The organism is Phascolarctobacterium faecium (assembly GCF_003945365.1).
GTDB classification, from domain to species: Bacteria; Bacillota; Negativicutes; order Acidaminococcales; family Acidaminococcaceae; genus Phascolarctobacterium; species Phascolarctobacterium faecium.
Map to the genome: position 1 here is coordinate 717,471 of NZ_AP019004.1, position 25,536 is coordinate 743,006.

The following is a 25,536-nucleotide window of genomic DNA, read 5'->3' on the forward strand; positions in this document are numbered from 1 at the left end:
GGATCTTTTTTATCCGATTTTTAATTCTTTAATCAGGGCTTTTTGCAAAACATTAGAGAAGTTTATATTTTCGTCTAATGCTTTTTGATTAAGCCAAGCTGGGATGGTCAAAGTTTTTTTGACAGATTTAGTATTTTTCGCTAAATCTATATTTGCCTGAATTAAAGATATATATGTATTTTCTTCTTCGAGAATAATATTCTTAGGAGAGGTTGCTTGAGGAAGTTTTTCCCCTGCTTCCAAAATACCTAAGATATAACACTCCACTGCTTCAGCAGCGTTTGCAAGAATTTCTTGTTGGTTGTCCCCTTGTGTAGAGCATCCAACTAAATCTGGAAATTCTGCCCATAAACCGTCTTTGTCATCGTGTATAATTGCTGGATAAATAAGTAACATAATATTTACTCCTTTTATAATATGTAGAACGGGGCTTTATTCAAGCCCTGTTCTTTTTAAAATCTTTTTTAATAGTCCGAGTTTCATGTCTTTTCCATGAATTGGTATAACCTCTAATTTACCATCTTTCTTTAGTCGGTGATGGCTGCCTTTTATGCCATCTAATTCCCAACCATTTTTTATTAGTAATTTTAGCAGGTCTTTATCTTTCATTGTGACCATTAGCTGACCTCCTCACATGCATATTATAACACGTGTACACGTATAAAACAAGAAGGGTTAAATATTTTTTATTAAAATTAAGGAGTTGACAACATGGAAAATAGAAACATTACATCCGCTGATGCGACAATTGTATTACAATGCGAAGATTTATTTCCGCAGGGTATCATTTTAGAACAATTTTCTACTGATGCTATGATTTCACAGGCAGATGAAACCTTTGCAGAAACACGAAAAGGCGTCGACGGTCAAATGGTTGCCGGTTATGTAGACGGAGTAAAAACTTTGACTATTACACTTGAACCGTCCAGCCCTAGCGTCGAATATCTTGATACTTTAGCCAGGGCTACACGTTCAGGGAAAAAGATTTACTGGCTTACATTGCTGATGTCTATTCCGGCACTTGGTAAAACGCTTACTTACAGCAACGGTGTATTAAAGACAGGCAAGCTTTTGGCAGATGCACAGCAGGTTTTTGCGCCGATCCCTTATACATTCGATTTTGAAAGTGTTAAGTAAGGAGTAAATTATGAGAAAAGAAGTTTTATTTAATATTACTGACGATGGCCGCCAGTTGACTTTTAAGGTCAAACAAATGCCGGCAACCAAAGGCGAACGATGGGTTAACAGAGTTGTTGCTTTATTGGCTAACTCTGCTACTGGACAAATCAGCGATTTTGAATTTAGTAGTTTAAAATCTAAATTCAGTGGGCCCGACAAACTGCAGGAAATTTTTAAGGTTATTGGTCAGCTGGATTATGACAAAGTAGAGCCGCTTTACGATGAGCTTTTGAATTGTTGTGAGCACGTACCAGACCCAGTTAATACAAGCTTTTCTGTACCGTGTACTGCGGCGAATATCGATACTATTATCGGTGAATTTAAAAATCTGTATCGCCTGAGATGGGAAGCATTAAAGGTGAATTTTGATTTTTTTCAGATCGGGCAGAATGCCCAAGGCCAGCAGGTCCAGCCGTCAATTACCTTTGCGAAAACTACCGCAATGTCGGGACGCTGACCGGTATCGTAGTATCTCAAAAGTTGGCAACGCTTTGCGAATTGCAGAGCGTTTACAGCTACGAGGATCTGCTCGATTTTTATGAGATCGTTGTAGTCAATAATATCAATGAATATCGAGCGATGGAGGAGGCGAAACGAAATAATGGCAGGTAGGAATATTGTTGATGAATTTTTTATTGCTATTGGTATGGACACCAGCGATGTAGATAAAAATATCAATGCACTAGTTGATAATGTAAGCAACAAATTGAAAAGTATCGCTATGGGTGTGGTTGCCCCTGCTTTAGCCGCTATTACATCAGGACAGATAGTGCAACAGTTCACGCAGGAGATTATTCAAGTGGACAGATTAAGCGAATCCTTGGGCATCAATATTGAGAAATTGCAGCAGTGGCAGGGTGCCGCTGAGATGGCAGGTGTCGCAGGAGAGGAAGTTGGTGAACTGTTTGCTGATATTAACGATTGGATGACAGATCTTGCTTATAATGACAGTGGACCGTTAAAAGATGCAGTAGAAAAGGGGTTATTAACACCGGTAAAAAATGTTAATGGCGAATTAAAAAACTCTGAACAATATTTAATGGAGATGGCAGATTCTTTCCGCAATATGAGCAAACAGGAAGCTACAGGCATAGGCCGGCAGATAGGCATCGGCAGAGCTGATGTTGTGGCATGGCTACAGCAAGGCAGTGCCGGTATCAATGCTCAGTTAGAGCATGTTAAAAGACTTGGTGTGTATACCAAAGAAGATGCTAAAGCGACCAAAGAATTTACTAATGCCAGTAATGATTTAGCCAGAGCTATGAAGATGATGCTTCTGCCGGGTTACAGGGTACTTGCTCCGGTAGCCACGAAAATTGCCGAAGGGTTGTCTTTTCTGGCGCAGCACGCCGAAGCATTGATACCTGTTTTGATTGGAGTTGGGGTTGCTGTAGCAGTACATTTATTGCCGGTTTTAAAAGAACTATTTGTAACAGCGCAGGCTTTTCTTTTATCGCCATGGGGTGCGTTATTGGCAGCACTTTTGGCTATAGGGTTAGTTTTTGAGGACTTTATAGTATGGCTCGAAGGCGGAGAAAGTGCTTTTGGCGATTTTTATGAATCAATTTTTGGGAGTACTGAGAATGCGAAAAAAATTATCAATGGTTTTGTTGATGATGCGCTGGAAGCCTTTGAAGAATTTAAAACTGTTATGTTAGAAGTCTGGACCGAGATAAAGCCACATGTTATTGATTTTGGTGGACTTTTACTCAGTATTGGTATTACAATCTGGAACTGGGCTAAAACAGTCTATGATGCAGTTTGGTTTGTTATAGACGTTATTAGGATGTTAGTATCTGGTAGCAAAGAGGCAACTGATAGAGTAGCTAACTCTTTTGGTAAGTTGAAAAACAGCTTTAATAAAACCTTTGACAGCATGAAGGATACCTTGTTTAAGTGGTGGGATTTTGTCGCACCTATCTTTAACAAATTGCTCAACTTTTTCGGTAATGGCAATAAAAACGTGCATCTGTCTATTGATGACCGTAGAGCTGGTGGGATAGATAACAGCAATCGTCATACCGATGTCAAACTAACTAATAATTTTTATGGTGTTAAAGATGCAGAAGAAGCACGTGATAAATTTGCTCGAGAGGCTCTTAGCAGTCCGCTTGTTGATGGGCCTGCTAATGGATCATATTAATGATAGAGGTATAAGATATGACAACATTACCAATTTCAGACAAACAAAAACAATCAAGTAAATGGCGCTTTGTAAATGAGCAAGGACGAAATGTACTGCCGGACGCAGTTGTATTTCAGGTAAGCGTTACATCGGGTGGCAAGGTGGTATCTGAACCTATCGAAAAAGGTTCTTTTATGAGCTATAACAAAGTTACTAGCCCTCTGGAAATCAACGCTGATCTATCATTTTCGGGGACTAATGCTTATTTACAATCTGTAATTGACATGATAGAGAATTTAAAACAGGAAATCAGCTATTTTTCTATTGTTACGCCAGTTTATGAGTATGAGCGTATGACACTGCAAAATTACGATTACAGTCTTAATGCTACTGATGGCTTAGGTGTGCTGCATATTAATGCGCAGTTTGTCGAAATTCGTGAGGTCGATGTAGCTTACAGTAGTGTTGATGTCAGTACCATAACGGCGGCTGACGCTAAAAATCCGTCAGATGCCAGCAAAGTAAATACCGGTACTACTACGCCAGCCGAGCCGACAGGTGAACAGCAGGAAGCTGGAGAACGAGCTGAATCAATAATGCATAAGGGAATAGGCAAAGTGAAATATCCAAGCGGGAAGTGATAATATGCAAGTCATACCATTACAGCAAATACCAAATCAAGAATTTAATATTGTGTTGAATGGACAAAACTGTACTATCCATTTGTACCAAAAGGGTGATTATATGTATCTGGATTTGACCTGTGACGGTACTATTGTAAGGCAGGGAGGTATTTGCTTGACAGCAATGGATTTAGTGCAGTATCCGACGCCGTATTTTAGCGGTACGCTATTTTTTGCCGATATGACGAACAAAGATACTGCCCCGCATTATAGCGGGCTTGGAACGCGTTATGTGCTTTACTATGAGGACGAATTATGACAAGTTTCAGCGAAAAAACAATCAGGACAACTGTATATATGCGGCAAGGTAGTTTTAATGGCGGCAGCAACACTGTAAGCTTTGAAGGACTGCCGATCGAAGTAAACGTATCTAAACCGGGAGGCGAGGATATGGGCAAGGCTACTGTTACAGTAAATAACATGAAGTTAGATACTATGCAGCAGCTAACTATGCTGGCATTCAGGAAACTGCAAACTTTTAATAACGTTATCAAAATAGAAGCGGGCGAGTTGGGACGGAAGCTGAATACAGTATTTGAAGGTGAAATATCGTCTGCTGTACCAGTGATCGGAAATGATGGCAGCGTCAGTTTTAAAATCGAAGCTAGAACAGGCTATTATCCTAATCAGCTTCCGACTCCTCCTACGTCGGCCAAAGGCGAAACAACAATCGAAAAACTAATGAAAATTTTTGCTGGCGAAGCTGGGTATGGTTTTGAAAACAAAGGCATTACTGCCAGCGTAAAGAACAGTACGTTTATTGGCTCACCTATCCAAAAAGCGCATGAATTGGCACGGCAGACTGGTATCGATTTGTTGATAGATGACCGTAAGTTTATCATTCAGCCTTATGAGATCAAAAATTCTGGGAATGTGGTTTTGGTTAAAGGCGATTCAGGTCAGTATGGTTATCCTTCATTTACAAATGACGGCGTACAGTGCAAGATCTACTTTAATCCCAATCTTTCATTGGGCGGGTTTTTCGAGTTACAAACGATTTTGCCGGCGGCTTCCGGGATATGGAAGATAAGTAAGTTGGAGCATAAATTGAGTGCCAATAAACCAACTGGCGGCGATTGGATGACCAGCCTTAACGGCGTGTGGGTTCAGGGGGTATGAGCGTGTCAAATAATGAAGCAGTACAAGGTCAAAAAAATATCTATAGCGCTAACAGTGATGTTAATGCTATAGATTTTTTTGTGCGTATGTTGCAGAACAAAATAGCTACTGCACAGCCGGTTAAAGTCGTTGCCGTTGATACGCAGGGGGCACAAGGACCTACAGGTTATGTAGATGTTTTGCCACTTGTTACCTATGTAGATGGCAAAGGTCAGGCAGTGCAGCCTGTAACGTTGTATCATTTGCCATACAGTAGAATACAGGGAGGTAAAGCAGCACTGATTATTGACCCGGTCCCTGATGATATCGGAGTTGCTGTTTTTGCCCAATCTGATAGCAGTAATGTTACAGCAGGGACAACAGAACCACAACAACCAGGTAGCTTACGTAAACATAGCCAGTCTGATGGTTTTTACATTGGTGGTTTCTTAAATCAGGCTCCTAGCTGCTACTTAGAGTTGACGCAGGATAATAAGTGCAATCTGATTGCTACATCAGGTGTGAATATTAAAGGCGATGTAACTGTTGAAGGTGATGTTATCGCTAATGGCATAAGCCTTACGAAACACGTGCACGGTGGTGTAGAAAGTGGCGGCAGTAATACCAGCGGTCCGAAATAAGGAGGTAAATATGTTTAATCGGCGTTTATTAATAAATTCGGGGGGGACACCGCCGCAAACGTATTCAGTACTTGAAGTTCACGTAGATACAGCCGACGGCAGTCACATCAGTTCAGCCCGTGTAGAGATAGCATATAACGGGAAAAGTAATATATCAAACACGGACAATAAAGGCATAGCCGTGTTTGCAAACGTACCGACCGGAACAGAAATAACTTATAATATCTCCCAACTTGGATATAACACGGCGTCGGGGACGTGGATTATTGATACTGACGTTGAATATGAAACAGAATATGTTGTTTTATCCCCCCTTGTTAATTATGATTTTGAATTAACCATAGGGCAAAACTACAATGTCGAGCTAGGTGAATATCAATCGGGATTTTTTATAAATAATTTTGGCAGGATAAGCCCCGCTCAATTTATGCAGCACACAATAGAAAAAGTTGGAATAGACGCCCTACAGGATGTTTCGACAGGTATGTATATGACAAACACGTTAACAGTAGCGTTAACAGGCGATACCCGGAGTGCTATAAGTCAAATAACGATATATGTAGCTGATAATATGTATTCGTTAAATAACGTAACTTATAATGGTGCTGCCACATATTACTATATCGAAATGCTCGATGATACTACGGTATTAGATTACTTTGACCGAAGGAACGGGAAAACAGTAGATATTCAATTAATAGACGAATAAAAAAGGCGGTGCGAATATGTTTACTAGACGCTTGTTTGTAGATGTGGGGGGGACAGCGCCCCACCGCTGCCTGATGTAGATACTGACTTGTGGAGTACAACGGCAGCAGATGAAGACGGTTTTCGCGATACGTTTGATATTATTATTCCCGCCGCCGTAAATGTAGTTTACGTAGGTGGCGGAATAAACGGCAGCATAACCGGCGAGCCTTGCTATTGCAGCATGTATTCAAACTTTAGCGGTAAAACATGGTTTAGCGCTTGGGGACAAGACAGCGCAAGCGCTACGAATTATATCGGTGTCACGCCGCTGAAAACTTATCGTATCACGGTCGCTTATGGCAGTGGAATAGTCGGAACAGACGGCAGTGCATTTATAAGATTTTCGCAGCGTATTAACGCGGTAAAACCTACTGTGCTAGATTACTAAAAGAAGGTGAATAAAATGAATTGGATATTATATATCATAGCCGATGTTGCTTTTAGTATAATTTGCTACCTGACTAATTGGCTGGTGATTTTCTTTGCTGATGAATATGGCAATATGCCAAAATGTTTGCGTTGGTGGCAGACATATGATAACTGCCTTGACGTAGATTTTATTGCAAAAGAAGTTGTGCCTAAAATATTTAGATACGATTTTGATAAGCACTATATTTATTATCCCGAAGTAAAAGACGGGGCATTGATGATTCCTGGATATGTTAAAATAATTGATCCTGAATTTACGCTTAGAGAGCGCGTGCAGCGTTATTTCTGTCGTTTATGGTGGTTGTATCGTAATACTGGTTATGGCTTTGCATACGAGGTTTGCGGACGTGATTATGATAAGTATGATGTCAAGACTTACCGAAATTATGAAAATTCAGATCAAGATGCGTGTTATATCGGCATCGTACAGGACGACAGAAATATTTTCACTAAAACGTGGAGCTTTTATTATTGTAAAAGATACTGTAAATGGTTTTATATAAGAATTTATTTAGGTTGGAAAATAAAAGGTTTAAGCGGTAGGGCTATGATAGCTTTTCATATCAATCCTTTCCGGCTGGCTGATTGAAAGGGGTAAAAATATGGCACAATTAGGGTTTTACGGTGGGACGGTGACAGCAGGAGGTACAGATGGGGCTTTGCTTTTAACTACGAATCCTTTAAAGTATGCTGCAGAAAAAGGAAGCTTGGGCGATGCAGTGAAATACGCTTTACGCTGCCCTGTAGAAACCAATGTTTATAACGTTACTATATCGGTCATAGGGACTAATCCTGATTGGTTGGAACTATCAGCAGATGCTAAGACGTGGAGCAGTACATTATTTTTCAGCAATATTGGTAGCACTAATACGTTATTTTATGTAAGAGCCAATATTCCTGCAGATGTGCAATACAGTACAGCGGTAGTCAATAATTTGGTTTTCAAATATATTGAAACTGTAAGCGAACAGGGGGCGTAAAAATGGTTAGATTTTATATTAATGGCACCGCGGGCTCGCAAGACGGAACAGAAGTGACTGCAGACAATCCTATAGTTGCAGATGGTATGTTTCCTTCTGGAAGCACGCCAGCTACAAAAACCGTCAGTGTATCTATTCGAGCAGATGTAGGAGAAAGTTATACAGGCGTATTGATCGGTACTACTGTTGAACAATCTCTTAAAATATCTAATGTTTATATGACGAAAAATGTCATAAATTTAGAAGGTAGCAGTAACTATTCAGGGATTAGATTTTTAAAAAATGTAACAGATAGAAACCAGCAACTTACAATAGAGTTTACTTCAACATCGGATGAAACAGGTACAATTGATACAAGTTTAATTTTGTACGCGCTGCCGTTAAATTGGCAGGTATAGGAGGCTAAAATATGGCTAATCATTTACATTGGTATATCAACGGTACTGCCGGCGCAAAAGACGGTACAGAAGTAGACGTTAAAAATATTTTAAATTTGGGGGCAATAAATACATTTTCTCTAATGACGGGCAGCGGTACTTCCACTGGAGGTTATTATCCCCCTGTAATAATGCCGTTATATTTTAGATGTGAAAGCGGTTTTGAAATTTCCGAGGGTACATTAAAAATAGGGTTTAGAGATATGAACAACGGCAATTTTATAGGAGCTTTAGGCAATCGTTATAGTTACGATCAATGCGCTCCGCTTATGTTTAAAACCATTCAGGAAATTAATACGGCTTTACTACGTGATTATATTGGAATTAGTCGCATGGATAATGGAAATGCTTTAACAATAACAGAAGAAAATAAAATAACAGACGTAAACAGTGCTGTCATTTTAATATTTCTAATACACGATGCTACAAAAATCGGCAGTGCATTTCCCATGGATTTAATCAACTTTAGCTTTACTGAAACGGCTGTAACAGCATAAAGGAGGCTAACTATGGCAGAAACAGTCACTATACAAGGCTACGCAACTGCAGCTCCTGACGAGTCGAAGTTTATCAAGGCTGCAACCCGCCGAGAATGGGAAGCATACCCTACGCTCAAAGGCTACATAACAACGGCGCCAGATGCATCGAAGTATGTTAAAGCTGATACTCTGAGAGAATGGGAAGCGTATCCGACAATTAAAGGTTACGTTACTGCTGTGTCTGACGAAAGTGAATTTGTTAAAGGGAATACTTTACGAGTGGTTGGCGGGTATATAGAAGAAGTATCTGCAGTTTATAATTTTGAACAGTTGCAAGGGCAAATGGTCAGGTATCCGTTTGAAGGTCTGCTGTCATCTTTAGACAGTGAAAATACCTGCATTGCAGAAATCACAGTTTTGTCACCGGAGCCTGAGCCGATACCTGTACCAAATAATCCGGAGCCTCTTATTACCGGCGGCGAATATGATAGTTATATTGATCCTTACAATCCAGCAATAAAGTATGGGCATACCCTATATCTTGATAAAAACTGGGATATAAATGTTAATGATGCTGGTAATATTGCTACTACAAAAGGGGCTTATGCAGTAGCGCAGAATGCGGCGAATAGAATCAGGCTGTTTACTAATGACGCTTATTTTAATGCGACTCAAGGTATTCCACACTTTGATATCGAACTGGGGAAACGTCCTGATGTGTCGGAATCCATGCTTGTTAATCGCATAAAAAAAGCCGTTATGTCAATATCGGGGACGACTGGCTGCGAGCCAGTACTCGAATATGACGATGACGGCAGGCTGGTTAGTGGTAATGTAGTTATTACATTGGATGGCGGCACAACAGTAAGTGTACAGCTTTAAAAATATTTTTGGGCACTATAGCGATATAGTGTCTTTTTTATACCCATTTTGGAAAGGAGCAGGGATATGGCAATAATATTTAACCCTGATACTGGCTTTATTGCTGATGAAACCGGTACGATACGTAATCAAATTGCAACTGACTGGAAAACTGCATTTAAAACTGATGAAAGTGCGCCAGAACTTAATACCGGTCCAGAAACGCCAGCAGGTCAACTGATTGATGGTATGGCCGCATTAGTAGCCGAAAAAGACGGGGAAGTGTTACGACTGGCTAATGGATTTAACCCTAAAACGGCCACAGGTATTTATCAGGATGCTTTAGCCGCGATTTATTTTTTAGATCGGCAGGTAGCGCAACCGACACTAGTAACATGCCAGTGCGCTGGCTTGCAGGGTACTATAATCCCCTATGGAGCCGTAGTGCAGGATGTTAATGGTTACACTTTTTACAACATCAATGCTACGACGATTGGTGCAACCGGTATAGCAGAATGTATCTTTAGATGTAGTCAGTATGGACCAATACAAGTCGGAGCAAATATCGTTAATAAGATTATTACTGTAATACCTGGTTGGGATAGTGTTAATAACGCTGCTGCTGGTGCTCCTGGGCGCGATTTTGAGACACAGGCTGAATTTGAACAGCGCCGTAGTGACAGTGTCGCTAAAAATGCCCACGGGCTTGCAGAAGCTGTTGAAGGGACAGTCGGCAATATCGACGGCGTTATCGCCTGTAGAATCGAGCAAAACCGCGGGGATGTGACAATAACAAAATATGGCGTTACAATTCCTCCTCACAGCGTTTATTTGAGCGTTTACGGCGGTGAACAGGAAAAAATAGCTATGGCAATGCACGAGAAAATTGACGGCGGCTGCGGGACTACGGGAAACACGAAGGTAACGATTGCAGATCCTACTAATGGCAGTGAGCAGGTTTATTATTATCAAAGCCCTACTGTAGTAGGAGCAGCAGTCAAGGTGACTCTTAAACAGACAGCGACAACACCTACTACCATTACTGCAGATATTAAAGCTGCTGTTTTGGCTAACTTTAACGGCCAAACCGTGGATGAGCCACGGGTGAAAATGGGTGATACTCTGTATGCCAGCCGTTTTTATAACTCGGTTACGAGTGCCGGTGTGAAAAATCTTTCGTCTATAGAGGTTGCTTTTCCGTCAAATGGGATTTTCAGCGACGAAGTCGATATCCCACTGGATAATATGCCAACGTTGTCGGAGGATGACGTAACGGTAATTTTGGAGGCTTAACATGGACTTTCATGGACAAGAGGACGTCAGGGCAAGCGATGATATCAGGATGGAACCTCAGCCGTATATCCAGTCGCAGTATTCAGCAAGCCCTGTGATTAAGCAAATACTTGATGATTTCAGATCCAATATTCGCCCGGATGCCGATATCCAGACTTTTTATAAAAATATGATGGACATTAAAACAGCTACCGGTGTAGGACTGGATACATGGGGCAATATCGTTGGTATTGCACGCACTATTATTTTAGATGATGATACTAAAATAACGCTTGATGATGATTTTTACAGGACATTGCTTATGTATAAAGCTTTGGCTAATATTACTGACGCATCGCTTTATACACTAAACTACATGATCAATAAGCTGTTTCCACAGTATAACGCTATGGTTTTCAGCGTCATCATCGAAGCGCAGGATAAAAACGGTACTTACTACAATACCTATCCAATGCACGTTCGCTGGCTTTTTCAACGTTATCTTACAGATGAAGAACTGGCGTTGTTTAAGGTTGGCGGCACTCTATGTGTCGGAGCCGGAGTAGGCTGGGACTTATACCAGATCGATAAAGAAAATGTTTTTGGTTTTGCTGGCAGCGGGTTGCAGCCTTTTAACTGCGGCGTATTTGACCCTGTTGGAACCATAACGGAATAGAAAGGCGGTAAATTATGGCAACATTACCAGTAGTACAGGAACCAGTCAATCTTTTTAGTCGGCCTTTTGCAGATCAAGGCTTAAAAACTATCCCACCAGATGACAATGCTGGTACGGATGGGCGCGCAAGTTTAACACAGGGCTTCCCGCCGATAACACAGGTTAAACCGGAAGCAGGCGGTTTGCCGCCCCAGAGAGCGGATTTTAATGGTATATATTATATGCTGTCAGCTTTTGCTTATTGGTTGCAATCAGGAGGTCAGTGGCAGTATAAAGCTACACTTCGCTATGCGCCTAACTGTATGGTTATTTATAACGGTATCAGTTATATGTGCATTAAAGAAAACGGCGTTGACACTGCTGCGGGTGTTGTAATACCTGGCACAGAGGGAAGCACTGTTTATTGGCAAGAATATTTGGTGTGGCTTGGATCGCTTAGTGCTGATCAGATAAAGGATTTGGTTAATAGTGCAGTAGATGATGCTAAAAAGACGTTGGTCAGCAGTCAAACTGTCTGCGGTAAAAATACATTGAATTTTACTGCAGCAGCTGCTGCTAATAGCATAGCAGTTATGGCTACAGCAGACTGGGGACAAGCCCCGGATGGAGGTTGGAGCAGTTATGCAAATGTTACAGTCCAAGTTAATGGGAATACAGTTGGTACATTAAACATGAGTACTAGTGTAACAAAATCAGGTAGTAAAGGTCATTATTGGGGTTATCCGACATCAAACAGCGATGCTAACACTTTTAAGTATTCAATTAAACAAGGTGACATCATTAACATTACTACAGCTTATGGTAATCGATTTTCAAAATGTTCTATTCAAGCAACGTTAAGTAATTAGGGGAGGCAGTAAAAATGAACTACACAAAAGTATCACGTGCCGCATCTTTACGGTCAGCGCGTATTGCTGCTGACATCCAGACTTTAATAAATAATCGGTCATACTATAAATTTCAGTATACACCGTTGACTGGACCACTGCCAGGACTTAGCTTTGAGCAGCAGACAGAGGATGCTATAAACGATATAGGAAATATGTCTTATGGATCATATGAAATAGCAACTCAGGCTTTAACAACTGCAAATCAGGCGTATAATGCAGCACAATCTGCAATAGAAATAGCTAACCACGCTGAAACTACTGCTCAAAACGCACAGACTACGGCAAATAATGCGGCAAAAGCTGCAGCCGGCGCTCAAAAAACTGCAGATAATGCGGCAAAAGCTGCAGCCGACGCTCAAAAAACTGCAGATAATGCGGCAAAAGCTGCGGCCAAAGCTCAAGAAACTGCGGACAATGCTCAGTCTTCTGCTAATACTGCGATTGCGACTGCGACAGATGCGCAGACAACGGCTGATAATGCGCAAAATGATGCCACATCAGCGTTAAATAGGTTAGACAGCCTTACTCCTGTTGTTGAAGAATTACGCTATTACGATAATATTGATACTGCTGTAGATCTTAATGACAAAACAGAATTTGCCCGCGAACTGCTGGAAGCATCCAATAATACTAACGCGCCGGAAACAGGCAGCGGCTGGTTGGATGTAGACGATGATTTCAACGAAACATACATCAGGCAAAAGTTTATGGGGCAAGCTAGCGGTAAAACTTATGTTAGATTCGGAACGATTGTTCCGGACAGCGATCCTGTTACCGTGTCGGAGTGGTCAAACTGGGTAGAATATACGTTAAAATCTGATTTAGATAATACTACAACAGATTTAACAGAAAAAATTAATACAGTAGCTACTGACCTTGCTGGACATGAAGCTGACTTCAATAACCCGCACAAAGTAACCGCCGAACAACTCGGATTAACAACGGTATATCAATATAAAGGCAGCGTTGCTACCTACGCCGATTTACCGACTACAGGGCAGAAAGTAGGCGACGTGTGGAACGTTGAAACGGCAGACCCCGACCACGGTATTAAAGCAGGGGACAATGTAGCATGGGACGGCGCACAATGGGATATTCTAGGCGGTAACCATGATTTAAGCGGCTATGCGCAGCTCAATGCAGCTAACACCTTTACGGCGGCGAATAAGTTCAATTCAAACATAGTTGTTCGCGCTGCTACCGCTGCTGGTAGTGCTGGTATAATTACGCTGGGTGAAAAACCTTCTTATAAGACTGAACAGTGTTTAATAAATGCAGCGGGCAACGGTAACGTCATTATTCAAGCGTCTGAAAACCAGATTGTAGCCCTACAATCCGGGTCGGTGCCGCAATGGTCCGTTGTATCGGATGAAGCAAACACAAAAACTTCTGCATATCTACATTCTAATCTTGCTGCAACTTACACCCCGGCTACTGGTGTGGTATGGGAAGGCAACGCAAACACAGCGACCAAACTTGCCACTGCCCGCACTATCAACGGCGTACCGTTCGACGGAACGAAAGATATTACAATTGAAGCAGGCGGTGGCGGCGGTGATGTTACTGCCGCGGGAGATAATAACTTTACAGGAACAAACACATTTAATAAACCTATAACAGTGAGGGACGGCGCACTTGCGGGCATTGGTGGAACTATCACATTAGGCATGAAGCCTAACAGCGCAACAACGCAAGCAAAGATAAATTCCACTACCACGGGAGCAATGTATTATACAGCCACAGAAGGACTGGCGCACTTTTTTAATGTTGGTGCAACAGAAGTTGCCACAGTGGGCGGGACTGAAACGACGGCTACACTTGACTTTTTAGCTAATCGTATTCTAGACTTCAACAATACGAATGGCTTACAAGTTGGAGCAGGAGCGACAGGCAACATCTATTTAAATCCGACAACAGCAGATACAAAAGGTAGTTTGCGACTTCGTAGTGTTGGCGCAATGGAGTTTAACGGCAACGAATTACATTTAAATAAAAACGGCGATTTTAACGGATTCAGCGACTTCATAAACATTAAATTCAATAACAACGCTATTATCACCTATTCAAATGCTTTTAAAAATCTAGGTATAAGAGCTATGGGGGACGATAATAAAGTTGAAATAGGCGTAGCGGCGGGAGCGTGGAACATCCAACTCCCGAATAACAACGGTGATGTAAGAATAGCGAACAGGCTTTACGTCGGCAACAAAAACGGTGTAGGTGCAGGTGTTATCAGTGCCGAAAATTCTGAACAATGTTTGTATTTTATGGGAACAGCCGAAAACACCTACTACGCAACTCCAAACACTGGTAATACAATTAGCTACCAAACGTCGGCGAATTGTTATCTAATTAACTGTTCGATTAATAATCCGTCGTCTTTAAACATGAATTTTTCAGGAATGAACTTCAAAGCGACGGTCGGTAGTAGCCCGTATATGTGCAAAACATTAACATTCTGGCTTGCTGTAGGTGCTACAGTGCCAACAGTAGCATGGACGTTCCCGACAGATAGCGCAGTATACTACCCGAAAGGCGTTGCGCCGGTATTAACTGCAAATGCTAACAATATCATAAATGTTATTGCAATTGTAGATGACACAGGTAGTTTTAGTATACAGGTTTGCGATAGTGTAGCATTGCCGTTTAGCGGTTAAAGAGGAGGATCTAAAATGTATAAAAAGATAGTCTACACTTATTTAGGTAATACTTATGATGACTTTGATAAAATCAAGAGGCTTTTACCAAATGTTTCGTGGCCGCTAAATCCGACCGATGAGCAATTAGAAAATTTTGGTGTTAAAAGAAGCGTTATTGATTTAGATTTGCAGGAAACAAAGGCGCAGAAAATTGCAGAACTTTACGCTATGTACGAAGCGGAACGCGATAGACCGACTGAGTATAAAGTTGGTGATACTACCTATTATTTTGACCGTCTGGAAGCAGATATTAACAAATTTAATTCTGCCTATAATGTTGCACTATTAAAAGGGGAGAATGGCTATGGCGTAAAAAATGCTGAAGGCGAAAGTCTATGGGTAATGCTATCAGCTTCTGATTTTCAAAGTGTACTGGTTAAGTCAGCAGCAGAGCAGTCTGCGGCTTACAATCGGTTTTATAGTCTGCGGAACAAAGTGCAAAACGGTAAGTCGGTAAGTGCAATTAAAAAAATAAAATGGACAACTAAAATTTAGGCGGTGCAAAGATGGTTGAAATGGCAATGGCCTCAATAACAATCTTTAGCTTTTTATTTGGCATAGTAGGTTTTGTATTTAAGATTTGGATAATAAATCCTTTGTCTACAGCAATAGAGAACCTCCAAAAGACTGTTGACGCTTTAGCTAAGACTATTAATAGGGAACAAGAACGTACAACAGATTTAAAAATAAAATTTGCTGAGATTGATCAGAGGGCAAAATCTGCACATAACAGGATTGATGAAGTTGGCGAACGTCTATTACTGGTAGAAAACAAATGTAATAACTGTTCATGTAAGGATAAGTGATATTTATGTTTGAGAAAATAAAAAACTTAATAGTGAGTGCCAGAAATAAAGTAGCCTCAATGTCGCCAAAAATAATGGCTGTCATTGTAGGCTATTTTATTGCAGTCGTTTTGCTGGTACTGACCTATTACGCTGCATGGATGTATATGTGGTTATGGCTAGATAAGATTATTATGTCTGACCTGCTGGCGTTGATACGTGAGATCACAGGTCCGGCTATGGTTGCATTTGTGACCTTTATAGCTACAAGTTTAGTAGATAAAGACGGGGACGGTGTCCCTGACAAGTTTGAACAGGAGGCAGAGAATAATGGTGACAAAAAGAATCACTTTAGATGAGCTGCGGCAGTTAGCAGCAAGGGCTAGAGGTAATATTGATAAGATCTATCTACACTGGTCAGCTGGTAATTATCACCAGTTTTTTAGTGACTATCACTTAAACATTGACAGCGACGGCGCTGTTATGGCGACAACAGACGATTTGACTGAATATAAGGCTCATACATGGCGGCGCAATTCTAGAGCTATTGGGATTGCTTTAGCTTGTTGTGTAGATGCTGTAGCCTATGCTGATGGTCGTGTCGATTTTGGCAACGTGCCACCGACAGAGTTACAGATAGATAGTATGGCAAAAGTTGTAGCTGTACTGTGTGAGGAGCTTGGATTGGACATTAATGCCGATACCGTAATGACACATGCAGAAGCAGCAGACTTAGATGACTACGGCCCGGCAACTACTTTTGAACGCTGGGACTTGTGGAAATTATCTGATTTACCGGGCGATGGAGTACTAAAGCCAGGCGGTGATGTAATTCGTGGTAAGGCGATCTGGTGGCATCATAATTGGTAAACTAACTATTTCCAAAATAGAAATAGTTGAAAGGAGGTTTGACCATGGAAAAGATTAAAGAGTATATCACTAGCAAACTTTTTTGGATTGGTATGATTATCGGTTTTACTTTAGGCGCATTGCATAATTATTTTGGGCTGTAGGTTTCAAGTTCTTTCAAGTAGTTTCAAGTAAAGTTTTCATACGATTTTCGTTTGATTATCGTGCGATTTAAGTTGCTAAAAAAACGCGCGCTAAAATTAAAACTAACGAGAAACGGCAGAGCAGCGTCGTTTTTAACATGCTGGCAATTTGCTGTTTCTCGTTTTATATCGTACGATTTTCGTGCGAAAGTAGAGTTTGATATGTATTTGTAAATTAAATTTACAAATAAAAAACTTGCTGTTTTATTGACATTGGGGGGATATGTAGCGTAAACTATACATAACAAGAGAATACCAAAAGGAGATATCGCAATTTGGCGATTTTTATTTTTAGCAATTTGCGAATAGGTTTATTTTGTGTACCCTTTTTTCTATTAGGATAGTAGGGGAGGAGTAGTTATGGCTACAAGTAGTTTCATGAAAGAGTTTTCTGTTAATAAGAAAAATGCTGTTAGATACGCAGATGCAATCAAAAATAGCAGGAATGTTACGTTTCAGCAAAATCATAAAGTTGAATGTATAAAACGTGAAAAACTCAGTTCGTTTTTGAATGGAGTAAAAAAATAATGGGGTATAGTATTCTGCATCTTGGCGATGTACTTGACGTTCTGGAAGACGAAACGGAATGTAAAGGTATACTCGCCAATTTTTCATGCCCATTTGATGAAGATATTGAATATTTTCTAAAAGATAAAGCAATAATAAATCAGAAAATGGGGTTATCTCGTACATATCTTGTTTATGCAAGATATAAGAATGAAAACGTATTGGCTGGATATTTCGCTATTACAGTAAAACCTCTGATAGTAAGAAGTAAAGTTTCAGGTGTTGTAAGAAAAAAGATAACTGGGTTTAGAAGCAAGGAACCTAGCGAGGTTTCGGTATTTTTGATTGGTCAGCTATCTAAAAACTTTGCTAATGGTTATGCCAAAATTCCTTTGATAACGGGACGAGAACTTTTAGGTTTAGCAATGGGGCAAATATTAAAAATCCGGCATCTAATAGGCGGCAGGGTTATATTGGTGGAGTGTAGAGACGAGCCCCATCTTAGACGATTTTATGAAGATAATGGATTTGAGTTCGTTGAACAAGATGGAAGAGATGGACTACTAAAATACATAATAGAGGCTAGCAAGGTTACAGTCGAATAAGTTTGTTAAGCACTTTGCAAATTACGCAGAGTGCTTTTTGGTACTATAAAAAGCGTAAGTGTAGAACACCGATAGGTGCTCCGCATTTGCGTTTTTTCTTTTCTATGGAGGAATAGTATGTATGAAAAAATCAAAAGTTGGATATCTAATAATCGCTTCCTTATTGGTCTGGGTGTTGGCGCAGTTCTTTTTCTTGCCTACCTGTTCAGCCGAGCCGGCATACATGATAACGGAAAGCGAGCTGGTGACACTGGAAAAAAACTCAACCAGGCAATTAGAAATCAGCAGGAAATTAGCGCTGGAATTACAGATAGCAAGGGAACAGCAGACGCTATCGGATCAAGCATCGAGCGAAGCCAAACTGCAAATAGATCAGCTGCAGAAGCAGTTGACAGAGCTGGAAGCCTGGTCGAAGAAGCAGGAAGAATTGCAGCAGAAAATCTTGAAATCCTTGCCACCGTCCGCGCCAGGGGTTCTGCGGGAGATCGGAGCCAAGATTGATATTGATCACTACGTTACAGGTATCAGCTACGGAGTGAGCCGATTGATAGGATCCAAGTATCTGGGTCTGCGTGGCGAATATGATTGGCAAGATAAAAAAGCCGGTGTATGGGTGACATACGCATACTAAAAGGAAAAAGCCTACTGATTACGTAGGCTTAATATGATAAAATTTAATGGGAGTCAAATGGGAGTTTATGACTTTGTTTCTTCACGAAAAAATGCGGGTTTTCGCGGTTGCTAAAACAAGCGCTATAATGCTGCTAGCGACATAAAATCAAGCTTTTTTTAAGGCTTGTGGCTGGAAATGGCATTCAAGAGGTCAGCGGTTCGATCCCGCTTGTCTCCACCAATTGAAAATGTAGAATCCATGCAGACTTTACGGTTTGCATGGATTTTTTTGTTTTGAAAATAAATGGGTTGGCATTGAAAGTTGAATGGCAAAAATATAAAATTATCGTAATAAAGGCAGACTTCCAGTAAGTTTAGCAACCTTCTTTTTTGAGCCGCAGATTGCAAGACCAAAATATTTTAAAGCGCTTTCCGGTACTTGAGTCATTTTTTGAGTAAAATCATCATAAGTTTTACAGCTCTGCGCTAAATCAGAAAAATCAACAACGAGCAGGTCATGAAAAGCGTCTTGATAGAGTTGTTCCCTGATATATTTAAGTTTTTCTGCAGAGCTTTTCAAGACAGGAACAGGGAATTTGATAATGCCGAGATGACTCTTTTCTGTCTGATCGATTACATCAGGACCGACTGCTTCAGGCATGGTTTTGCCTAGGGTTATCCCCAAGATCACAGCAGTATTTGCAATAATTCCTAACGGCAGCTCTTCGTCAACGACGATGACACATTTTTCATTTTGCAGATTCATAATAAGCCTCTTTTCTATACAATGTTTTATAAGCTCCAAGCATTACAAAACTATTGTAACGATAAAGTAAAGAGGTGTCTTGTAGAATATTGGCAATGACCAAAATATTACGTTGATATATTAGAATAGTGATTATAAAAACTAAAAATTTGACGACGCTAAAAAACAGGGAGCACGATTTGTCTTAAGTCTCTTTATAGCCATCTGCTAAAAGATCAAGTTTACCCGTATGGGGGTCAATGATAAGTCCGTGGATAGGTATATCATTGGGAATAAAAGGATTTGCCTTAAGTTTTTTAATGACTGTAAGTACATTTTTGGCGGGGTCGGTGTAAGGATCAAGCCAAACTTGAAAATCTTTTTCAATCAGTTTTAATTGCTGCTCTGAGACGCCTCTGCTTTTCATATTATGTAATATGTCTTTTGATGATGTCAGAGCGACACCGCAATCATAATGTCCGACTATGAAAATTTCTTTGATATCAAAAACATAGATGGTTAGCAAAAGACTTTTTACGGTTTCTCCCATTTCTCCGATTAAAGAGGTTCCGGCATTTTGAATTATTTTTGCATCGCCTCGGTGGATGCCCAGTGCTTTGTTGATCAGTTCAACAAGTCTGGTGTCCATACAAGTGAGCAGGGCAAACTTTTTCTGCGGATATTTGGATATTTCTTTTGTACACTTGTTATTTGCCAAAAATTCATGGTTGTTTGTCAATATCTCTTGTAGCAGCGTTGCCATTTTATCGCATCCCCTCGGTTTTTGCACTTTTTTAAATGAAGTGTATTTTATTTAAGATTATCAGTGAAATTGTCATATGTTTATTTTATCATTTATCAACTGTTTTTGAAATGAAAGATATTTAGTAAGGTTTTGTTTACATTTGTCTATACAGAAGTTAAAATACGTGCATTATTGTACTTAGCTTAGAAATATAAAACACCGCAGATTTCTGCGGTGTTTTATATTTTAATTATCAATAGATTATTTTGCAGTATTTTTAGTTATCTGCAACAAGTAATTTTTCATAGTTTTCCAGCTGCATAGGACGGTAAAAATAAAATCCCTGCGAATATTTACAGCCAATTTCCTGTAGTGTTATGGATTGTGCCTGTGTTTCAACACCTTCACAGATTACCTGCATACCAAGCTCTCCGGCCATATGGATTACGTTGCCGACAACTATTTTTTCACGCATACCTGCAACTCCGTGGCTTACAAAGCTGCGGTCTAGTTTTAAAACATCTGCAGTCAGTTGCTGTAATTGACCTAAAGATGAATAACCGGAGCCGAAATCGTCAATGGCTATTTTGAATTGCATTTCTTTAAGTATCTGAAAAACCTCTGCAATAGTCGTTGATTCTTCCAATAGGACACTTTCGGTTATTTCCAATTCTAAAAGATGGTGCGGAACATTCCAACGGTCAGCGATTTCACAGATTCGTGCAGGGAAATCACTTTGTTGAAAATGTAGTCTTGAAAAATTGCAGGAAACAGGGAAAAGCGGATAGCCTTTTTCTGACCAAGTGCGCATTGTTTTACAAACTTCTTCAAACAGCCACAAGTCAACTTTTTTAACCATACCGTTTTTCTCAAAGATAGGGATAAATACGCCTGGCATCAGAAAACCTTTGTCAGGATGGTTCCAGCGAATTAAAGCTTCGCTTCCTATAATGGAGCCATCTTTCATAGAAACCTTGGGCTGATAATAGACTACAAATTCATTTTCCTGCAGAGCCTGATCTAAGCGGCTTTCCAACTGTTGTGCTAAAAGTGCCTGAGCACGCATTTTTTCATCATATAAAACAATAAAACTGCCTGGAGTATCTTTTGCGTAGCGTCTTGAATAATTGGCTAAATCAAGTTTTTGATGAAGGTCAATAGTAGCATTTTTTTCAATCAGACAAACACCAAATACGAAATCAATTTTATAAGGAATATCGGTTTTCGCTTTACGCCAGCAATTCAGCTTTTTAACAAAGTTTTGCATGCGTTTGTCTAAGTGTTCCCAGCAAATATACTTTAGCAGGAGAGCAAAATGGTCGGAGGATATCCTTCCGCAGAATTCATCATCTTCCAGGATTTCCTGTAATATTTTACCGCTGGCTTGCAGTACCTGATCACCCGTAGAAAAACCAAAGTTATCGTTGATAAATTTAAACTGACAAATATCACTGTAGAGTAAAACAAATGACTGCTGTTTTTTGGGGGTATTATTTTCTTCCCATTTCTGATAGAATCCGTTCATATTATAAAGACCGGTCAGTTCATCCTTATACAGCAGATCCTGAATACGGCGGTTACTGCGTAAAGCGTTTCTTAAATTACTGCCTATCAGCAGAATTATTATGCTCAGGACCAGTATCACAATACAGCCTACCTGCCAAAGATGCTGCTCAATAAATTCCAGCATACTGACTTCTTTGGTATTGGCAGAATGCGTTACAAGATAGGCGTCTACCTGCTCTGTAGGAAGATATTGGATACACTTATTAATGATCGAAAACAACTTCGGATCGCCCGACGCAGATAATCCTACACACATTTCATTGATTGGCTGAGCTAAGGTTATAGTGCGCATACCCTGGTAAGCTGATCTGCTTAGATAAGCGCCGGCAACATGAGTGTTTGTACAGGCAGCATCAGCTTTATTGTGCAAAACTGCGTTAAGACAGTCTTCGATAGAATGATAGTATTTGAAGGTATAATATGGATTTGCTGCCTTGATAGCTTCAGAAAGCTGATACCCTTGAGGCAAAGCAATTACTTCCAATTTATCTGAATCGTATCTGGTGATCATTGAGGTAGGTGCACGTAGATAATAAAGTGTGGAATTGATATTGTTTCTACCGTCCCAAAGGTAATCACCGTCAGATAAAGCCAAAGCAGATATTTTCCCCTGCTGTAAAAGTTGCAGAGCTTCAGTTTGATTATGTGCTTCAAATTCAAAACGCAGACCGCTGTTTTTGGCAATAAATTCAAAAATATCTGCAGTTACGCCAGTAATTTGCCCGCTTTTTTTACTCTGGTATGTTAAAGGCGCAAAAGAAGGGTCATAAGATACTAATATCGGTGCAGCTTGTTTTATATATTGGAGTTCTTCTTTAGTAAAAACAGGCTTTTGGTTAACGCTTGGGGCAAGATACTTATCATACAAATCCCGGCTGTAACCAGGATTAGCCAATAGAATATTATTCATGGCCTTGTTGATTTCAGACAGTAACTCGGGATTTGTCTTGGTTACGGCAAAATATAAAGGACTGGGAGAAAACTGGGCTACACTGCGGAAAGTACTGTTTTTTCCAAGGTGGGTAATGGCAACACCGTCCAGTGTACCATTATCAAGTGCCTCTAAAAGTACACTTGTTTCGTCATAATCAATAATATTTAAAACAAGATTATGCTCACGGCAAAAACTTTTAAACCTTTCGCCGTCTACTCCGCCGCGGATAATGCCGACATTCATGCCCTGGAAAGCTTTAAAATCTTCATAATCATAGCGTGGATCATTCATACGAACGTTTAGGGTAGTATAAATACTGCACATTGGTTGGCCGGAAAAGAAAATTTCCTCTGCCCGCTGTTCTGAATGATAAACTGCCGGCAGCAGATCGATTTCACCTTTAACCAGCATATCATATGCAGCATTCCAGCTTGCAATATCAACCATTTCGAAAGGAAGTCCTGATTGTTTGGAAATTTTTTGTAGATATTCAATATTATATCCGCTATATTCTCCGCTTTGACTTTTGGACATATAGTCGCCGTCCTCATAATAGCCTATTTTAATAGGACTTGCATCTGCGGCTGCGGATAGTGGTGGCAGCACCAGAACAAACAATAACATGACTGTAAAAAATAAAGCTATTGTTTGTTTGATCTTGGTATTCATATATATACCTCGCCCATAATTACCTAATTTTTACTGCAATAAGATTAAAATAATTTGTTATAATATAAATATTGTATCATTAATAATAGAAATTTTCTATATTTTGTTATGGTTTTATAGTATAAAAATATATTAGTTTTTTTATAGTGGTTTGTTAGCTTTTAGTAAGTGATTATAGAAATTGACAAACGATTTGGAACGGGTAATAGAAGTTTGCAGCATAAATCAGAAAAGTCTGCAGTTAAAATAAATATAATCAGCACATAATCCTTGATAGTCTTTTGATTAAAATATAAATTCTAATAAATGTATAATAAAGTACATATAATTTAATTATTTTTAATATTATTATTAGAAATAATTGCTTTTTTGAATCATTAGTAGGATAATAGATTAAAATAGAAACTAAAATTTATAATAGGTATTATTATGACTGGAAGAGTGGGGAGATGGACAGGGGTGAAAAAAGAAGTTGTAATTATGCTTTATGTCTTGTCTCAGACTGTCGGATGTTATGCTGCTAACCAGCTTCCAAGCAGTGACGTCCAGCAGAATGGGATGTCTGATAATATGCTTAATAATCAGCGTGTCGTTGTACATAAAGATGATATTTCGGAACATGCGGAAAAATCGCAGTCGATGGTGTATGTTAAAAGATTCCAACTTGATGTTAGTGGAATAGAGGAGTATTTGCCCCCCCCCAAGGCACTTTTGGGAAAATACAGTGGACGTAATTTGGCTGTTAACGATTTGCAGCAGTTGACGAAAGCTTTATCTGTCTATTACAGAAAACAGGGATATCCTGTGGCAACTGCATTTTTACCTCGGCAGGATATTGTGGCTGGTATTGTGACAATTAAGGTTTTTCCTGGGGTATTGGATAAGTTAAGAGTGAAAAATTCTACAAGTCTTGAAGATCATTTTGTGGAAGGGTTTTTAAAAAATTTATATGCTGGGATGCAGTTACGCAGTGATATTTTAGAAATGACGCTGAATAATCTGAATGCATTGCCCGGTGTGCAGGCCAAAGGTATTTTAGAGCCTGGTGATAAGATTGGCAGCAGCAGTTTAACAATTGTTTTAGAGGCATCGCCAATTGTGGAAGGCGCTGTTTATACTGACAATTATGGCGGTAAATATTCGGGACGTTACCGTTACGGAATGCAGGTCATTGTTAATGAGCCGCTGCGCAGCGGGGACAGGCTTGTTATTGGCGGGATGCTTAGTAATGAGAAGATGAAAAATTATAATTTAGGCTATGAAACAGCGGTTAATAGAACGGGAGGTCGTTTAGGTATCAGCTGCGCGGAGTCGGATTATACTTTAGGGGATTATTTTACGCAGGCAGGTGCTGTAGGAACGGCTAAAACGGTGAGCCTATATGGTTCGCAGCCTTTAAGCGGCAGGAAATCCGGAAATTTACGGTTGATTTACGGCTATGAGCATAACCGTTTGAATGATGAACTGCGTGTTTTTGATTATACGGCACGTAAAAGCAGTGATGTGTTTCATCTTGGACTGACTGGAAGTCTGCAAAGTGCTGTTAGTTATAGTGGTTACAGTGCTGTCTTACGTGCCGGTAATTTAAAGCTGCGCAGCGGGGAAGCTCAGGCTGCTGATGAATTCAGCAGGACGGAAGGCGGCTTTAGCCGCTTTAATTTTGATGTTAATCATGTCAGTAAATTAAGCAAAGTGACACAGTTCTATATTTTTGCACATGGACAGCTAGCAAACCGCAATCTAGACAGCAGTGAACAGTTTTATCTGGGGGGTGCTGATGCGGTGCGAGCCTATCCGCAGGGTGAAGCAGGCGGTGACAGCGGTTATCAGGCAACGGCAGAATTAAGGTATCAAACTCCGGTCAAAGGTATGAGTATGACGTTGTTTGCTGATGTAGGTGAGGTTTTGGCACGAAAGGACGGAGATACCTCCGATCCGCATCGCAGGCTGGCAGGTTGGGGTATTGGCGCAGTTTATAGCTTGGATCGCAGCTTGTACGCAAGACTGGATTATGCACGCAAGATAAAGGGTGAATCTTATCGCAGTGAGGCGGAAGATAAAAACGGCAGGTTATGGTTCAGGTTATACAAATTGTTTTAAGAATATCGTGAGCGGAA

General features: G+C 40.2%; 31 protein-coding genes. 26 read left to right on the plus strand and 5 right to left on the minus strand.

Features of this window, described 5'->3' with window-relative positions; genetic code table 11:
- Positions 1-9: 9 nt before the first annotated feature.
- Together PFJ30894_RS03550 and PFJ30894_RS03555 are read right to left on the minus strand one after the other, a co-directional pair.
- Positions 10-396: a type II toxin-antitoxin system HicB family antitoxin gene (locus PFJ30894_RS03550; RefSeq protein ID WP_125669066.1), complete on the minus strand. Its 387-nt coding sequence runs from the start codon at positions 394-396 to the stop codon at positions 10-12.
- 36 nt (positions 397-432) lie between these two features.
- Positions 433-618 (minus strand): type II toxin-antitoxin system HicA family toxin, encoded by a 186-nt coding sequence (locus PFJ30894_RS03555; protein WP_197714977.1) that lies wholly within the window; start codon positions 616-618, stop codon positions 433-435.
- 93 nt (positions 619-711) lie between these two features.
- Here PFJ30894_RS03555 and PFJ30894_RS03560 point away from each other — a divergent pair, with 93 nt between their 5' ends.
- The 25 genes from PFJ30894_RS03560 to PFJ30894_RS03675 all read left to right on the plus strand — a co-directional run bounded on the left by PFJ30894_RS03560 (position 712) and on the right by PFJ30894_RS03675 (position 18,779).
- Positions 712-1,137, plus strand: coding sequence for a phage tail fiber protein (locus tag PFJ30894_RS03560; protein WP_125669067.1), 426 nt, complete (start codon positions 712-714; stop codon positions 1,135-1,137).
- A 10-nt stretch (positions 1,138-1,147) separates the two neighbouring features.
- A complete protein-coding gene (locus PFJ30894_RS03565) occupies positions 1,148-1,636 on the plus strand; it encodes a phage tail assembly chaperone (protein WP_125669068.1) in 489 nt (162 codons plus the stop codon).
- A gap of 144 nt (positions 1,637-1,780) precedes the next feature.
- Complete coding sequence (locus tag PFJ30894_RS03570) at positions 1,781-3,322, plus strand: hypothetical protein (protein ID WP_125669069.1); 1,542 nt, start codon at positions 1,781-1,783, stop codon at positions 3,320-3,322.
- Between the two features lie 17 nt (positions 3,323-3,339).
- Positions 3,340-3,945, plus strand: a complete 606-nt coding sequence (locus PFJ30894_RS03575) for a phage baseplate protein (protein ID WP_125669070.1) — start codon at positions 3,340-3,342, stop codon at positions 3,943-3,945.
- Positions 3,946-3,949: 4 nt separating this feature from the next.
- Positions 3,950-4,246 (plus strand): phage baseplate plug family protein, encoded by a 297-nt coding sequence (locus PFJ30894_RS03580; RefSeq protein WP_125669071.1) that lies wholly within the window; start codon positions 3,950-3,952, stop codon positions 4,244-4,246.
- On the plus strand, positions 4,243-5,106 hold the full coding sequence (locus tag PFJ30894_RS03585) for a baseplate hub protein (protein WP_125669072.1): 864 nt from the start codon (positions 4,243-4,245) through the stop codon (positions 5,104-5,106). Before PFJ30894_RS03580 ends, PFJ30894_RS03585 begins: the two co-directional genes overlap by 4 nt.
- 2 nt (positions 5,107-5,108) lie before the next feature.
- The gene (locus PFJ30894_RS03590) at positions 5,109-5,726 is read left to right on the plus strand and encodes a baseplate assembly protein (protein WP_125669073.1); all 618 of its coding nucleotides are present in this window, start codon (positions 5,109-5,111) and stop codon (positions 5,724-5,726) included.
- Positions 5,727-5,736: 10 nt separating this feature from the next.
- Entirely contained in the window at positions 5,737-6,435 is a 699-nt protein-coding gene (locus PFJ30894_RS03595; RefSeq protein WP_125669074.1) for a hypothetical protein, read from the plus strand.
- Positions 6,436-6,522: 87 nt separating this feature from the next.
- Positions 6,523-6,864 (plus strand): hypothetical protein, encoded by a 342-nt coding sequence (locus tag PFJ30894_RS03600; RefSeq protein WP_125669075.1) that lies wholly within the window; start codon positions 6,523-6,525, stop codon positions 6,862-6,864.
- 15 nt (positions 6,865-6,879) lie between these two features.
- Positions 6,880-7,494, plus strand: coding sequence for a DUF7338 family protein (locus PFJ30894_RS03605; protein ID WP_125669076.1), 615 nt, complete (start codon positions 6,880-6,882; stop codon positions 7,492-7,494).
- A 13-nt stretch (positions 7,495-7,507) separates the two neighbouring features.
- Positions 7,508-7,885 carry a hypothetical protein gene (locus tag PFJ30894_RS03610; RefSeq protein ID WP_125669077.1) on the plus strand — a complete coding sequence of 126 codons (378 nt, stop codon included), beginning with the start codon at positions 7,508-7,510 and terminating at the stop codon, positions 7,883-7,885.
- 2 nt (positions 7,886-7,887) lie between these two features.
- Positions 7,888-8,283 (plus strand): hypothetical protein, encoded by a 396-nt coding sequence (locus tag PFJ30894_RS03615; protein ID WP_125669078.1) that lies wholly within the window; start codon positions 7,888-7,890, stop codon positions 8,281-8,283.
- Positions 8,284-8,294: 11 nt separating this feature from the next.
- Positions 8,295-8,819 carry a hypothetical protein gene (locus PFJ30894_RS03620; RefSeq protein WP_125669079.1) on the plus strand — a complete coding sequence of 175 codons (525 nt, stop codon included), beginning with the start codon at positions 8,295-8,297 and terminating at the stop codon, positions 8,817-8,819.
- A gap of 12 nt (positions 8,820-8,831) precedes the next feature.
- Positions 8,832-9,683: a hypothetical protein gene (locus PFJ30894_RS03625; RefSeq protein WP_125669080.1), complete on the plus strand. Its 852-nt coding sequence runs from the start codon at positions 8,832-8,834 to the stop codon at positions 9,681-9,683.
- A gap of 66 nt (positions 9,684-9,749) precedes the next feature.
- Entirely contained in the window at positions 9,750-10,955 is a 1,206-nt protein-coding gene (locus PFJ30894_RS03630) for a baseplate J/gp47 family protein (RefSeq protein WP_125669081.1), read from the plus strand.
- A gap of 1 nt (position 10,956) precedes the next feature.
- Positions 10,957-11,610 (plus strand): DUF2612 domain-containing protein, encoded by a 654-nt coding sequence (locus PFJ30894_RS03635; RefSeq protein ID WP_125669082.1) that lies wholly within the window; start codon positions 10,957-10,959, stop codon positions 11,608-11,610.
- 14 nt (positions 11,611-11,624) lie between these two features.
- Complete coding sequence (locus PFJ30894_RS03640; RefSeq protein ID WP_125669083.1) at positions 11,625-12,458, plus strand: hypothetical protein; 834 nt, start codon at positions 11,625-11,627, stop codon at positions 12,456-12,458.
- A gap of 14 nt (positions 12,459-12,472) precedes the next feature.
- Positions 12,473-15,157: an autotransporter outer membrane beta-barrel domain-containing protein gene (locus PFJ30894_RS03645; RefSeq protein ID WP_125669084.1), complete on the plus strand. Its 2,685-nt coding sequence runs from the start codon at positions 12,473-12,475 to the stop codon at positions 15,155-15,157.
- Between the two features lie 15 nt (positions 15,158-15,172).
- Complete coding sequence (locus PFJ30894_RS03650) at positions 15,173-15,694, plus strand: hypothetical protein (protein WP_125669085.1); 522 nt, start codon at positions 15,173-15,175, stop codon at positions 15,692-15,694.
- An 11-nt stretch (positions 15,695-15,705) separates the two neighbouring features.
- Complete coding sequence (locus PFJ30894_RS03655; RefSeq protein ID WP_113078058.1) at positions 15,706-16,005, plus strand: hypothetical protein; 300 nt, start codon at positions 15,706-15,708, stop codon at positions 16,003-16,005.
- Between the two features lie 59 nt (positions 16,006-16,064).
- Positions 16,065-16,343: a hypothetical protein gene (locus tag PFJ30894_RS03660; RefSeq protein WP_125669086.1), complete on the plus strand. Its 279-nt coding sequence runs from the start codon at positions 16,065-16,067 to the stop codon at positions 16,341-16,343.
- Positions 16,315-16,854 carry a peptidoglycan recognition protein family protein gene (locus PFJ30894_RS03665; protein WP_197714978.1) on the plus strand — a complete coding sequence of 180 codons (540 nt, stop codon included), beginning with the start codon at positions 16,315-16,317 and terminating at the stop codon, positions 16,852-16,854. Before PFJ30894_RS03660 ends, PFJ30894_RS03665 begins: the two co-directional genes overlap by 29 nt.
- Positions 16,855-17,396: 542 nt before the next feature.
- Entirely contained in the window at positions 17,397-17,564 is a 168-nt protein-coding gene (locus tag PFJ30894_RS11800; RefSeq protein WP_167457017.1) for a hypothetical protein, read from the plus strand.
- Positions 17,564-18,148, plus strand: coding sequence for a hypothetical protein (locus PFJ30894_RS03670; protein ID WP_125669087.1), 585 nt, complete (start codon positions 17,564-17,566; stop codon positions 18,146-18,148). Before PFJ30894_RS11800 ends, PFJ30894_RS03670 begins: the two co-directional genes overlap by 1 nt.
- 121 nt (positions 18,149-18,269) lie before the next feature.
- On the plus strand, positions 18,270-18,779 hold the full coding sequence (locus tag PFJ30894_RS03675) for a hypothetical protein (RefSeq protein ID WP_125669088.1): 510 nt from the start codon (positions 18,270-18,272) through the stop codon (positions 18,777-18,779).
- 324 nt (positions 18,780-19,103) lie between these two features.
- Here PFJ30894_RS03675 and PFJ30894_RS03680 read toward each other — a convergent pair whose 3' ends face one another.
- The 3 genes from PFJ30894_RS03680 to PFJ30894_RS03690 all read right to left on the minus strand — a co-directional run bounded on the left by PFJ30894_RS03680 (position 19,104) and on the right by PFJ30894_RS03690 (position 23,419).
- Positions 19,104-19,526 carry a DUF2000 domain-containing protein gene (locus PFJ30894_RS03680; RefSeq protein WP_125669089.1) on the minus strand — a complete coding sequence of 141 codons (423 nt, stop codon included), beginning with the start codon at positions 19,524-19,526 and terminating at the stop codon, positions 19,104-19,106.
- A gap of 184 nt (positions 19,527-19,710) precedes the next feature.
- Entirely contained in the window at positions 19,711-20,268 is a 558-nt protein-coding gene (locus PFJ30894_RS03685; RefSeq protein ID WP_125669090.1) for a beta-class carbonic anhydrase, read from the minus strand.
- A 259-nt stretch (positions 20,269-20,527) separates the two neighbouring features.
- A complete protein-coding gene (locus tag PFJ30894_RS03690; RefSeq protein ID WP_125669091.1) occupies positions 20,528-23,419 on the minus strand; it encodes an EAL domain-containing protein in 2,892 nt (963 codons plus the stop codon).
- A gap of 459 nt (positions 23,420-23,878) precedes the next feature.
- On the opposite strand from PFJ30894_RS03690, the gene PFJ30894_RS03695 reads away from it, so the two are divergent.
- Complete coding sequence (locus PFJ30894_RS03695) at positions 23,879-25,519, plus strand: ShlB/FhaC/HecB family hemolysin secretion/activation protein (protein WP_167457018.1); 1,641 nt, start codon at positions 23,879-23,881, stop codon at positions 25,517-25,519.
- Positions 25,520-25,536 lie beyond the last annotated feature (17 nt).

What these genes read in the sequence shown, in the direction of transcription:
- PFJ30894_RS03550 (WP_125669066.1), bottom strand. Translation starts at nt 396, where the DNA reads ATGTTACTTATTTATCCAGCAATTATACACGATGACAAAGACGGTTTA.
- PFJ30894_RS03555 (WP_197714977.1), bottom strand. Translation starts at nt 618, where the DNA reads ATGGTCACAATGAAAGATAAAGACCTGCTAAAATTACTAATAAAAAAT.
- PFJ30894_RS03560 (WP_125669067.1), top strand. Translation starts at nt 712, where the DNA reads ATGGAAAATAGAAACATTACATCCGCTGATGCGACAATTGTATTACAA.
- PFJ30894_RS03565 (WP_125669068.1), top strand. Translation starts at nt 1,148, where the DNA reads ATGAGAAAAGAAGTTTTATTTAATATTACTGACGATGGCCGCCAGTTG.
- PFJ30894_RS03570 (WP_125669069.1), top strand. Translation starts at nt 1,781, where the DNA reads ATGGCAGGTAGGAATATTGTTGATGAATTTTTTATTGCTATTGGTATG.
- PFJ30894_RS03575 (WP_125669070.1), top strand. Translation starts at nt 3,340, where the DNA reads ATGACAACATTACCAATTTCAGACAAACAAAAACAATCAAGTAAATGG.
- PFJ30894_RS03580 (WP_125669071.1), top strand. Translation starts at nt 3,950, where the DNA reads ATGCAAGTCATACCATTACAGCAAATACCAAATCAAGAATTTAATATT.
- PFJ30894_RS03585 (WP_125669072.1), top strand. Translation starts at nt 4,243, where the DNA reads ATGACAAGTTTCAGCGAAAAAACAATCAGGACAACTGTATATATGCGG.
- PFJ30894_RS03595 (WP_125669074.1), top strand. Translation starts at nt 5,737, where the DNA reads ATGTTTAATCGGCGTTTATTAATAAATTCGGGGGGGACACCGCCGCAA.
- PFJ30894_RS03605 (WP_125669076.1), top strand. Translation starts at nt 6,880, where the DNA reads ATGAATTGGATATTATATATCATAGCCGATGTTGCTTTTAGTATAATT.
- PFJ30894_RS03610 (WP_125669077.1), top strand. Translation starts at nt 7,508, where the DNA reads ATGGCACAATTAGGGTTTTACGGTGGGACGGTGACAGCAGGAGGTACA.
- PFJ30894_RS03615 (WP_125669078.1), top strand. Translation starts at nt 7,888, where the DNA reads ATGGTTAGATTTTATATTAATGGCACCGCGGGCTCGCAAGACGGAACA.
- PFJ30894_RS03620 (WP_125669079.1), top strand. Translation starts at nt 8,295, where the DNA reads ATGGCTAATCATTTACATTGGTATATCAACGGTACTGCCGGCGCAAAA.
- PFJ30894_RS03625 (WP_125669080.1), top strand. Translation starts at nt 8,832, where the DNA reads ATGGCAGAAACAGTCACTATACAAGGCTACGCAACTGCAGCTCCTGAC.
- PFJ30894_RS03630 (WP_125669081.1), top strand. Translation starts at nt 9,750, where the DNA reads ATGGCAATAATATTTAACCCTGATACTGGCTTTATTGCTGATGAAACC.
- PFJ30894_RS03635 (WP_125669082.1), top strand. Translation starts at nt 10,957, where the DNA reads ATGGACTTTCATGGACAAGAGGACGTCAGGGCAAGCGATGATATCAGG.
- PFJ30894_RS03640 (WP_125669083.1), top strand. Translation starts at nt 11,625, where the DNA reads ATGGCAACATTACCAGTAGTACAGGAACCAGTCAATCTTTTTAGTCGG.
- PFJ30894_RS03645 (WP_125669084.1), top strand. Translation starts at nt 12,473, where the DNA reads ATGAACTACACAAAAGTATCACGTGCCGCATCTTTACGGTCAGCGCGT.
- PFJ30894_RS03650 (WP_125669085.1), top strand. Translation starts at nt 15,173, where the DNA reads ATGTATAAAAAGATAGTCTACACTTATTTAGGTAATACTTATGATGAC.
- PFJ30894_RS03655 (WP_113078058.1), top strand. Translation starts at nt 15,706, where the DNA reads ATGGTTGAAATGGCAATGGCCTCAATAACAATCTTTAGCTTTTTATTT.
- PFJ30894_RS03660 (WP_125669086.1), top strand. Translation starts at nt 16,065, where the DNA reads ATGTCGCCAAAAATAATGGCTGTCATTGTAGGCTATTTTATTGCAGTC.
- PFJ30894_RS03665 (WP_197714978.1), top strand. Translation starts at nt 16,315, where the DNA reads ATGGTGACAAAAAGAATCACTTTAGATGAGCTGCGGCAGTTAGCAGCA.
- PFJ30894_RS11800 (WP_167457017.1), top strand. Translation starts at nt 17,397, where the DNA reads ATGGCTACAAGTAGTTTCATGAAAGAGTTTTCTGTTAATAAGAAAAAT.
- PFJ30894_RS03670 (WP_125669087.1), top strand. Translation starts at nt 17,564, where the DNA reads ATGGGGTATAGTATTCTGCATCTTGGCGATGTACTTGACGTTCTGGAA.
- PFJ30894_RS03675 (WP_125669088.1), top strand. Translation starts at nt 18,270, where the DNA reads ATGAAAAAATCAAAAGTTGGATATCTAATAATCGCTTCCTTATTGGTC.
- PFJ30894_RS03680 (WP_125669089.1), bottom strand. Translation starts at nt 19,526, where the DNA reads ATGAATCTGCAAAATGAAAAATGTGTCATCGTCGTTGACGAAGAGCTG.
- PFJ30894_RS03685 (WP_125669090.1), bottom strand. Translation starts at nt 20,268, where the DNA reads ATGGCAACGCTGCTACAAGAGATATTGACAAACAACCATGAATTTTTG.
- PFJ30894_RS03690 (WP_125669091.1), bottom strand. Translation starts at nt 23,419, where the DNA reads ATGAATACCAAGATCAAACAAACAATAGCTTTATTTTTTACAGTCATG.